This is a genomic window from Acinetobacter terrae (assembly GCF_002135195.1).
In the GTDB taxonomy this organism is placed as follows: Bacteria; Pseudomonadota; Gammaproteobacteria; order Pseudomonadales; family Moraxellaceae; genus Acinetobacter; species Acinetobacter terrae.
The window spans coordinates 1-11,225 of the sequence record NZ_NEGF01000023.1 but is presented as its reverse complement, the minus strand read 5'-3'; the positions used below and the strand labels follow the sequence as shown (position 1 = coordinate 11,225).

Sequence of the window (11,225 nt, the reverse complement as noted above, 5' to 3'; positions counted from 1 at the left end):
TTGAATATATTCAACCAGGTAAACCACAGCAGAATGCGTATATTGAACGCTATAATCGAACCATACGTTATAGTTGGCTGAGCAAACATTTATTTGATACTTTGGATGAAGTACAAGATTATGCAACAAACTGGCTGTGGCATTACAACCATGAAAGACCACACCAAGCAAACAAAGGAAGGCCACCTCTAATGGCTGCTTAACCTCTACTTTTAACTTCGGTTATTTATGGGAGGATTACCATTGGTTTAAAAATCAAAAACCTGAAAATAAAAAAAGCCTCTATCACTAGAGGCTTTTTATTATATTAAAGACTAAATCTTAAGACACTTTATCACCCGGTTTAGCGCCAGATTCAGGTGAAATCACCCAAACGCCTTCGCCATTACCCGCAGCTAAAACCATACCGTTCGAAATACCAAAACGCATCTTACGTGGTGCAAGGTTCGCAACCATCACCACCAATTTGCCTTTTAAGTCTTCAGGTTGGTAGAACTCACGGATACCACTGAATACGTTACGTGGTTCAGCTTCGCCAACATTCAAAGTCAATTGAAGAAGTTTATCTGAACCTTCAACATGTGCAGCTTCTAAAACTTCTGCTACACGAAGGTCAATCTTCATAAAGTCTTCAATGCCAATAATTTCAGCTTCGCCTACTTTAGGTTCAGCTTTCTTCTCTTTTGCTTTCTCTTTTTTCTTTTCCGCTTTTGGTGCTTCAGTAGGGGCAGCTAAAGAATCTTTAGACGCATCGACCATTGCCGCCACAGCTTTAGGATCTACACGTTGCATTAACGGTTGGAACAATGCAATTTCATGACCCACTAAGATATCTTTACGAGATTCAAAGTTGAAGCTTTCAAGTTGCAAGAAATCTTGAACTTGTTGTGCCAAAGTCGGCAACACAGGTGCCAAGTAAACTGCCAATTGACGGAACAAGTTGATACCGACAGAACAAACGTCATGAACTTGTTGCTCTTGACCTTCGATCTTAGCCAATGCCCAAGGTTTTTTCTCATCGATGTATTGGTTCGCGCGGTCAGCAAGGGCCATAATTTCACGAATCGCAGCAGAGAATTCACGTGCTTCATAGTTTTGTGCAATTGAGCTACCGGCATCAATAAAGCTTTGTACCAATTCAGGCTCTGCACAAGTTGCAGATAATTTGTTATCAAATTTAGTGTTGATGAATTTCGCGCAACGGCTGGCAATGTTAACCACTTTACCGACCAAGTCAGAATTCACTTTTTGCACGAAGTCATCAAGATTCAAGTCGGAATCTTCAACTTTATCCGAAAGTTTAGAGGCGAAGTAATAGCGTAAATATTCTGGGTTTAAATTTTCTAAATAGGTTTCAGCTTTAATGAAGGTACCGCGAGATTTAGACATCTTCTGACCATTTACAGTCAAGAAACCATTGACGAATAAACCTGATGGCGTACGGTAGTTTGCACCTTCAAGCATCGCAGGCCAGAACAACGCATGGAAATACACGATGTCTTTACCAATGAAGTGATACACCTCATTTTTAGAATCTTTTTTCCAGTAATCTTCAAAGTTTAATTCTGGACGTTTGGTTTTGATGTAATTCTCAAAACTCGACATATAGCCAATTGGCGCATCTACCCAAACATAGAAATATTTGTTTGGTGCATCTGGGATTTCAAAACCGAAATAAGGCGCATCACGTGAGATGTCCCAGTCGTTTAAGCCGGCTTCAAACCATTCATCCAGTTTGTTTGCAATAGAAACAGGCAAGCGACCTTCATCACGCGTCCATTTTTGCAGGTATTCAGCAAAATTTGGAAGTTTGAAGAAGTAATGATCTGATGATTTCTCAACAGGTGCAGCACCACTTAAAGTCGATTTTGGATTCAATAATTCTGTTGCATTATAGGTTGCGCCGCAAACTTCACATGAGTCGCCGTATTGATCTTCCGCTTTACATTTCGGGCATGTGCCTTTGATGAAACGATCAGACAAGAACATGCCTTTTTCAGGATCGAATAACTGTTTTACAGGACGAACTGCGATGTTGCCTGCTTCACGGTTCTTAATGTAAATCTCAGATGAACGATTTTTATTTTCTTCGCTGTTGGTTGAATCGTAATGGTCAAAGTGAACACCGAAACCATCAAAGTCACGCATATGTTCTTTTTGCACATTGGCAATTTGCGCTTCAGGTGAAATACCGTTTGCTTCAGCACGAAGCATGATTGCTGTACCGTGAGCATCATCCGCACAGACATAAGTCACGTCATGACCCATTGCACGCATGGCACGAACCCAAATATCTGCTTGGATATAACCGAGTAAGTGACCCATATGGATTGGACCATTGGCGTATGGAAGGGCGTTAGTGACTAAGATATTACGCACGGATATAACTCTCTCATTCGTATTTTATGCAAGGTGATCGATTTTACCTTAGTTGCATGCAGGATGCACAAGGGATTAGCTGAATTCTTTTCAAAAGTAGATTTTTATATATTCGCTCATCAAGAACAGCGATAATAGCCTGCTATATAGATGTGAATGAGTAGCAAACCCATGATTGATGATGATTTTGATTTAGATGATTTCGACCGAGAAGTGACCCGAATTCCACAAAATCAGAATGCTCAGAACAAACTCGGGAAAGGCATTTTGCAAAATGCCGAGCAATATCTTCAGGAAATGTCTGCGGGTGAACATACGCATTTAACCCAAGCATTACGTCAACATGCTCAAGGTGAAGCTTATTTTGATATGCTTGCCGACGATCTTGATCAACCGGTCGATGCAAAATTTGCCAATGATGCATTAAACCTGATTCATATCTGGAGCTTGGCCAATCAACATGAAGATAATGTAGCAAGCTTCGACCTTTTAGATATGATCAATGCGGACTATTTCCAGACTGAAATGCTTGAAGCCTTTGATGCTTTAGAGATTGATGCTGAAAATAAAGCACAGCGCCGTCTGGTGATTCAAGAGGCATTTAAACTGTATGAGATGCAGTGTTTTGCAGGCTGTATTCCGCTTTTGTATGCGCAGTTAGAAGGCTTATTGACTGATGTCCTGATTGAACGTGGTTTCTTGAAACAGAACCAGACCAAATTTGTAGATGTCTACAAAATTGTCCCCGGTTTAAAAGGGCATGAAATAAAGAGCTTGTGGCATAAGACCAAAATTGCCTGTGAAATGAATGTTTATTTTGCAGAATTAGCCGCTTATAAAATGGATAGCAGCTCAACTGTGACCATGACACGCCATAATATTTTGCATGGTACCGATGTCAGTCATTTCAGCAAAGAACGCAGTTTTATCTTATTTATTTGGCTGTTTTCAGTCGTGAGTTTTATGAGCACGCTTAGAAAATAATAAAATAAATATCATTAAATTGGATTCTTCTAATTTGAACTTCACTGAAGTAAAGCTCTGAAATGATCCCAGTAAATACGCCATCCAAACACAGGATGGTGTATTTCTCTGGATGCAAATCTTTCCTAAAGGAATGTTTTATTAACTCTATTTGGGTGCATATACGAAATTAAAAGAACAGCAAGTATGAAATGATTAACCTGAAATTTCTAAATTGATTTAGGGGTCGCGCAATTCATGGCTATTGAAGCTTGAAATGAGAGCTGACTTGGTTAAAGAACATTGAGTTCAATTGAAGTTACTCAATCATTTTATAGGTATCAATCACCGAAGATGATATGGAAAATATTCCATATATTAAGTTAATAATGAATTAACTGAGCTTTAATGATTGAGTGGGCATGATTATTTTTATTTATTCAAAGAGTGGCTAAATATAACAGATAGGATAAATTCAATTTTCCCATTCGAATAAATGAAATATAGAACTTAGTCAGCTTGGCAGTTTTGAAGAATCAGCGGATAGAAACTTAAAAATAAAAGAACTTAACTGAACGGAAGGAGTTATCTGGTGCTGTTGAAAAAACAACACCAGAACATATTGGATTCATTGTAATGCATTGAAAATTGTATGCTCTTAAAATTAAGGTTGGGGGAATTTCACTCAAATTTAGATTATACAGTACAGCCTTTTATACTTGGAAAGGACGGGTTGAATTTTATAGTTCACGCCATACATTATTTTCATCATTTAAAGAAACGGTGAAATTAAAGTTTGAATCGTCAGATACAAGCAGACCGGTAGGTGTATGCATCACAACTTTTAAAATAGTCCCTTGTTCAAAAACTAAAGGATTGCAATTTTCTTTTTTTAGAATGACTGGTTTTAATAATTCGATGACTAAATTGTCCATTTTCTTTCCCCGAGCGTTTTCACTAACCTAGTGAAATACTAGCATGATTTGATAGATATTTAACCAATTTTATCAGCATTGAGAATTAAATCAAAAAAAATCAGATGGAATTTTTATGTGATATGCACATTAAATAGAAAATTGCGGATTTGTTGGATTTTATAATTTGATTTTGTGAGTTTTTTATAATTTCCCTTCGTGTCGAAGAAAGGAAAACCCATTAGCTCATTGGATGATTTTTTAATATTGTTTTAATTTATGAGTACTAGCCTATTTAGTCATAGGATTTATGGTTTCGCTGTGCTCTCATCTGCTTTGGGGACTCAAAACAGATGAGGGCACATTGCTTAACTTGTGGTTCAAGCATGTCTGTGGTGCAACATCTCTAAGCACTTCATCCTGAGAAAATAAAGCTTATCTTCTTTGAGCTTTGTATCTATGATGAGTTGAAATGATGAAAACATCATCGTTAGGTTAATTTAAAAGTACACATTGTTTATTGAAATGTCGGGTTGTTGAACATGATTCACGCGAAAAAACATTTCACAAACAGTGAATAAGTTGTTACAAAGATGAAAATACTAGAATAATGGCGGATCCATCCATGGGGCTAAAAATCGGTTTGGTTTGAATGGATGGCTTAGGTTGTAAATTAAAAAATAAAGGAATATCCATACGCAATGTTTAAATCTTTTTTTCCGAACCCGAAGTGGTTCTTTTTGTCGTTGCTGCTTTGGTTTTTAATCAATGTTGCTTTGTGGTATTCAGGTGGAAGTAGTTGGGGAACATTTTTAGGCTTTGCACAAGGCTATCATGAGGCTGAATTGCCTATTGGCGTGAGCCGTTTCTGGACACCTTCATTTTTATGGTTTTATCTGTGGTTCCTTGTCTCCACGGTTATTTTTGCCCTGTTCTGGAAATTTAAATCCAGCAATCCATGGCAAGGATGGTCCGTCTGGGGTTCAGCCTTTATTCTGTTTAATATCTGGTTTTCAGTGCAAGTCAATGTCGTAGTGAATGCGTGGTATAGCCCATTTTATGACTTGATCCAGAAAATGCTCGGTAGTGGTGGCGGAGATGTCAATTTACTTTACAGTGAAACCATGACCTTTCTGTATGTTGCCATGGTTTATGTCACGATTGCGGTATTTAACCTGTTCTTTGTCAGTCATTATATTTTCCGCTGGCGTACAGCGATGAATGACTATTACACCGCACATTGGGAACAGTTACGTCATATTGAAGGGGCTTCGCAGCGTATTCAGGAAGATACCATGCGTTTTGCCAAAACGACTGAAAGTCTGGGGGTGAGTTTCATTCAAGCCTTGATGACATTAATGGCATTCTTGCCGGTCTTGTTGCAATTGTCATCGCATGTGAAACAATTGCCTGTGATTGGTGAAATTCCGTATGCACTGGTTTGGGCAGCCATTAGCTGGGCGGTTTTGGGTACAGTGGTGTTGATGGTTGTGGGGTATAAATTACCCGGTTTAGAATTTAACAACCAGAGGGTTGAAGCTGCATACCGTAAGGAACTGGTCTATGGTGAAGACTATGCTGATCGTGCCGATCCACTGACCTTAAAAGAGTTATTTAGCAAAGTCCGTTTTAACTATTTCCGTTTATATTTCCACTATGCCTATTTCAATATGGTGCGTATCTGGTATATGCAGTTGGATAATCTGTATGGTTTATTTGTGTTATTTCCGAGTATTGCCGCAGGTGCAATTACGCTGGGTCTGATGATGCAGATTGCCAATGTGTTTGGGAAGGTGCGTGAGTCGTTCCAGTATTTAATTGAATCTTGGCCAACGATTATCGAACTGCTTTCGATTTATAAGCGTTTAAGAGCATTTGAGTCGACTTTGCATAAGTAATTTGTATTGAAATAAAGGCCCGTATCTTGCGTAATGCTGATCAGTTAAGGAGTTTGACCATAAACTCCTTAACTTTTGGGTTATTCACAGCGGAGTCTTATCTTATAAAATCAAATATTTGGAGTTCGTCAGTTCTTTTGTTTAGCCAAAAGAACCAAAAGCATTTGTCATCCGCAAAACTCGTCCACTACCACCGAATAGTAAATCCATCGCAGAAACAGTAACTTATTAATGTAATCCTGCCTCAAACAGTTGCGAATGACGTATACGCGTATCAAAAACATGATGAATTCAAAATAGAAAATTCCAGCCAATTTCTTAACTGACTGGCATTACGTATCTTGCGGGGTTTTTTGATTCTAATATTTTTAAATAGACTCAATAGTGCCGGTATGCACTTGAAAGGGATAAATAACAGCATTTTGAAATGATTCAGCAACACTGATAATTATCATTAAGATGTATATTGATATAAAAAGATGGGATAAGAAAAGATGAAAGTTTTCTACAGTTTGATGTCTCTCATTTGTTTAACCGTTGTGAGTCCATTCACTGTGGCCCAAGATATTCAAGGCCGGTCTTTTTCTTATCTGGATTGGGAAGTCCATTGTAGCAATACTGGAACGTGTCGGGCGGCAGGTTATCAGACTGATAGTGCTCAGGCGATGCCAGCTTCGATATTGCTGACGCGTCAAGCGGGTGCAAAACAGGCAGTTCAAGGGAAATTTGCCTTATCCAGTAATGGTCAGACTTTAGACAGTAAAAAACTGAACAATATTCACCTTTATCTGAATGGCAAAGATTTTGGCGCAGTCAATGTAAAGCCTTCCACTCAACCTTTAATTGGAACCCTGAATGCCCAGCAAATCAATGGATTATTAAAGTACACCCAGAAAAACGTAAAAATCATCTTTAAAAATAACCATTATACCTGGCAGGTTTCAGATGCGGGCATGACTGCGACTTTATTGAAAATGGATGATTTCCAGAAGCGTACCGGCACAGTCGGAGCATTAGTAAAAAAGGGTGCAGCAAATGAATCAAAAGTTCTAGCTGCACAGCCAAAGCCGATGGTCAAAAAGGTCAACACAGCTACCAAACCTTATTTGACCCTACAGCCAAATACTGAACAGTACCAAGCTGTACATATGCTTCTCATGGCTGCGCAACCAGAGCTTCAGGATGCTCATGTATTCTGTGAAGGCATTAATGACGAAACGGTTGCAAAACCCCAAGCCATAGAACTCTATAAACTCACCAATCATAAAGCCCTTGCAACAACACTATGCTGGCGTGGTGCTTATAATGAAGGCTATGGTGCCTGGGTGCTGGATGAATCTTTAAAAGGCAAGGCGACCTTTGTGACTGAATTTGCCTCAGACTTTGCAGCAGGTGAAATCAATAGTGCGCAAAAGGGGCGTGGTCTTGGAGATTGCTGGGCAATGAGCCAATGGATCTGGAACGGCCAAACTTTTGTGAAAACGCTGGATCGCTGGACAGGCATGTGCAAAGGTTTCCCGGGTGGAATTTGGGATCTGTATCTGATTGAAGCTGTGGTGAAGTGATTGATATTGTAAATAGGAAGGATGAATGATATCAGTTGGAGCATCTGTTGCTCATGAGGCGATTATTGAAAAGCAATCAGTCAGATATAGATTCAAGAAAATGAAAAATCATTTTGATAAAAAAGATAAAACTTGGTCATTTCATTATTGAAATTGTCGAATGGCTTCAGTGATAAATTTCTTTAAACCACTTATAAAATTTTAAAAATGCGATTTAATTGTTATGTAGTTCAAATTTTAAGCGAAAAACATTTAAAAATTGGCAGTTTTTGGTGGGCTTTAAATGAAAAATTAAAAAATCAATTCAATAAAATCAATAATGAAATCAAAGTTCTGAGTTTGTTATTTTTTGTATTTTCATATACTTTCATCTCATACGGCATAATTGAGAATTGATACGTGAATTTCAGAACAATAATCTTGATTGGTGGAGTGGGCATCGCTTTACATGGCTGTACCAGTATTGACAGTTTTAACTCGGATTCAGTTAAAAATTTTACCTCACCTCAGGAACTCATTGTTCAGAAAAATATTAATGCTGCAAATGGTCGGGCGAAAGAATATGTCTATTCTTGGGGGTCAAAGCAAAGCAATAAAGAACCTCAATCTTTATATCCAAGAAAACATTTAAATAGTTATTGTTCTGCCAAGCATGGCAAGTTCTCTGTTTTACATAAAAGCTCAATGAGTTTGGTAAAGAATCAATGGGATAAAAAACTGCTCTCTACCTATAGCAGTGTCAAGCAAGGCATAGGCGCATATAAGTGTGTGCAAAGTGATGGGCAAAGCTGGATTGTATCGATTGAACCTGTTGCTGAACGCAAGTTAGATGATGGTAGTGACGCCCGTATGGTCGCGCTTCAAACTAAAATAATGACGGCTTTGGACGCTCAAAAATTTTATTCCAGTGCCAATTCTTCAAATAATTCTGCCGCAAAAAAAACCACTGTAAATAATCAAACTGCTAAAAATACACCGAGTAAAACAACCACGCCAAAAGAGGTTGAAGTTAAAAAAGAGGCTGAAACTAAAAAAGAAACCAAGCCTACGCCTCCATTGCCCGTAAAACAGTCTGTACAAGTTGTCGAAACCCCACAGCAGCAACAGCTCAAATCTTATGTTGCGGCACGCCGTGATTTGAATAGTGGTAAAAATCAGGTTGCTGCCTGTAATAATGCACAACGTGCTTATAACTATGGCAAGTTACAGGGAACGGACGGAACCAAAGTTTATACTGAATCCGGAATGCTGGTCGCGCGCTGTTTAACCAGTGTGCCAAGTTATAGCAGTCGTTTTTCTAGCTCGAAAGGACAGGCAGTTAAGATATTGCAAAATTTGGCCAATAATTATAACCATGCTGGTGCGAAGAATATGTTGAGGCAGATCAAGTAATTTGACTGCATTAATTTTGGATTTTAAAAGACTCGTCCAGTCAGCTGGATTATCCCAAGGATTGGATAGATGGTCGTCTTTAAACCTTAGCCCAGATGAATTTAATTTTGTTGGATTTGATATTTCACTTGAATAGAAAACATCATTTTAGGGGTTAGTGCAATTTCTAGGAAGTCCAGTTTACAGAGTCATAACAGGTAAAAACCTCAGCGTTATGATACAAAGACAATGATTTTTCACTGGAGTTCGCCTTATGTCTCGCAAAGTTTTAACCACTGCTCGTCACAGCATTTTACGTATCAGTTTTTCAGCTTTGATGGCGGTTGCATTGTTGGGTTCCGCGCAATTGGCGACAGCAGGGCCAACGGTCGATCAGCTGAGTGATTGTCTGGTGAAATCGACAACCGAGACGGATAAGAAAATTGTACTGCAATGGACCTTTGTGGCTTTATCGACTCATCCAGATTTAAAAAGTTTTAGTCAAGTGACCGATGTTCAGAAAGAGCAACTGGATAAAAGCCTAGCGACCGTTTTACAGCGCATCTTGGTGGAGCAGTGTTCTGCACAAACCAAAGCCGTGATTCAAGCAGAAGGCTTGCAAGCTGTAGGCGATAGTTTTCAGGAATTAGGTCGTACTACGGGTGAAGCCATTGTGAAAAATCCTGAGGTGAATAAGCAGTTGAAAGGTGTGCTGCGTTATGTCGACCTGAATAAGATGGTGATGACGTTTTTAACGCCTGATATTTGGAATAAGTTGGGTTCGATTCGTAAGTAACTAGATTGGTTTATTTAAAGATTGAAAAGATAATTTTAAATAACCAAAAAATAGGGTAGAGGATAAAGTCCATCCCATAGAATAAGCCTATTCCTCGCTGTTTTCTTGGTGAATAGACTTCAGGTTCTGTGATTCCTTTACGCCATTTGGGATGGATCAATATCACAATGATAAAGATTAGAAATAGTCCAAGGGCGCATTGAATGATCGTTTGTAAAAGTTCTAGTGTCATTTTTATTTTTCTTTGGTGTTTATTGAATTTTATAACATAAATATTAATCCTCTCCCTCTTGCGCGTAATAACGCTCATCCTTTAAAAAAGGAGAGGGAACTTCGTGTATCAAATTAATTACATGACAAAGTCTCCCTTTTCTAAAGGGAGATTTAGAGGGATTACAATAAATCCGGATAAAACTTCTCAAATTCCTCATTCACCGTTTCACCTCTCAGTAAATATCCTTTGGGTTGAATATAACTATAAATTTCCCGTGCAGGCTGCTCATGCCAACCAATATTAAATGCGCACAGTTTTGGGAAAAAAGTAAGGTGGCTATAATTTAAATTGTTATGAATCCAATAGGCAAGCTGTTGCCAGTTTGATTGGTCTTTTTCATACAGTTCTAAAAATGAGGGAATGACAATACACGCTGTTGCACCAAAACCATTGGCATCGGGATAGTCCCAAATATGGCTAGCATAATTTTTCTCATTACTCGCGCAGTTATGTCCTTTTTCATTGCCCATTTGATTCACTCTTGGTGAGCGATATGCAGATCGAATGGCAATACGTCCAAATTTGTCTTGCAGTGGTTCAAGTAGTTGTTGGCAGAGTTCTGTACCTGTATGAATGGCGATGTCGGACTGGTCAGGGAATTTAGTAATGCCGTACCAATTGGCGATTTTCTATCGATAAATATAAATAAATTTTTATATTAATATGGCTTTTATTTTTTTAAAGTTCGTGAGAAAATTTATATAATCTATATATTTATTAAAATTTATGAATTTTTATATCATTTCAAATAGTGAACGAGAAAATTTAAAAAAGTATCAAGCTCCATATTTCTTATTTAGAATTGATCTTTGGAATGACTATAGTTATAGAACTCAGTTTTATGCTAGTTTTATAGATAAAGAATATAATAGATCTCTTTCATAAATCAAAAAATGACCTTCTTTTTGATTAATATTTGTACCCCAGATTTTTTAACAGTCGTGCATAATCTGCGGATGAAATACATCGATTCAAACAAGCTTTCTGATCCTCAGTTCAAGCGATACACCGGCATCTCATGGTCAACCTTCTATTTAATGGTTGAGCAATTGAAGAAACATGTTC

At 38.2% G+C, this 11,225-nt stretch carries 9 protein-coding genes; 6 read left to right on the top strand and 3 right to left on the bottom strand.

What is annotated here, in order from left to right; translation table 11 throughout:
• Positions 1-203, top strand: a 203-nt coding sequence (locus tag B9T23_RS16405; protein WP_143222545.1) for an integrase core domain-containing protein, incomplete at its 5' end; no start/stop codon positions are given.
• Positions 204-321: 118 nt separating this feature from the next.
• Here B9T23_RS16405 and metG read toward each other — a convergent pair.
• Positions 322-2,379, bottom strand: coding sequence for a methionine--tRNA ligase (gene metG, locus B9T23_RS16400; RefSeq protein WP_086194832.1), 2,058 nt, complete (start codon positions 2,377-2,379; stop codon positions 322-324).
• A 171-nt stretch (positions 2,380-2,550) separates the two neighbouring features.
• On the opposite strand from metG, the gene B9T23_RS16395 reads away from it, so the two are divergent.
• Positions 2,551-3,363, top strand: a complete 813-nt coding sequence (locus tag B9T23_RS16395) for a hypothetical protein (RefSeq protein WP_086194831.1) — start codon at positions 2,551-2,553, stop codon at positions 3,361-3,363.
• Positions 3,364-4,082: 719 nt separating this feature from the next.
• Here B9T23_RS16395 and B9T23_RS16390 read toward each other — a convergent pair.
• On the bottom strand, positions 4,083-4,277 hold the full coding sequence (locus B9T23_RS16390; protein ID WP_086194830.1) for a hypothetical protein: 195 nt from the start codon (positions 4,275-4,277) through the stop codon (positions 4,083-4,085).
• A 680-nt stretch (positions 4,278-4,957) separates the two neighbouring features.
• Between B9T23_RS16390 and sbmA the strand changes: the two genes are divergently transcribed.
• The 4 genes from sbmA to B9T23_RS16370 all read left to right on the top strand — a co-directional run bounded on the left by sbmA (position 4,958) and on the right by B9T23_RS16370 (position 9,886).
• The gene (sbmA, locus tag B9T23_RS16385) at positions 4,958-6,154 is read left to right on the top strand and encodes a peptide antibiotic transporter SbmA (protein WP_086194829.1); all 1,197 of its coding nucleotides are present in this window, start codon (positions 4,958-4,960) and stop codon (positions 6,152-6,154) included.
• A gap of 494 nt (positions 6,155-6,648) precedes the next feature.
• Positions 6,649-7,719 carry a DUF1176 domain-containing protein gene (locus B9T23_RS16380; protein ID WP_086194828.1) on the top strand — a complete coding sequence of 357 codons (1,071 nt, stop codon included), beginning with the start codon at positions 6,649-6,651 and terminating at the stop codon, positions 7,717-7,719.
• 399 nt (positions 7,720-8,118) lie between these two features.
• The gene (locus B9T23_RS16375; protein ID WP_086194827.1) at positions 8,119-9,111 is read left to right on the top strand and encodes a hypothetical protein; all 993 of its coding nucleotides are present in this window, start codon (positions 8,119-8,121) and stop codon (positions 9,109-9,111) included.
• Between the two features lie 253 nt (positions 9,112-9,364).
• The gene (locus B9T23_RS16370; RefSeq protein WP_086194826.1) at positions 9,365-9,886 is read left to right on the top strand and encodes a hypothetical protein; all 522 of its coding nucleotides are present in this window, start codon (positions 9,365-9,367) and stop codon (positions 9,884-9,886) included.
• A 393-nt stretch (positions 9,887-10,279) separates the two neighbouring features.
• On the opposite strand, the gene B9T23_RS16360 is transcribed toward B9T23_RS16370, so the two are convergent.
• Positions 10,280-10,630 (bottom strand): hypothetical protein, encoded by a 351-nt coding sequence (locus B9T23_RS16360; RefSeq protein WP_228145957.1) that lies wholly within the window; start codon positions 10,628-10,630, stop codon positions 10,280-10,282.
• Positions 10,631-11,225 lie beyond the last annotated feature (595 nt).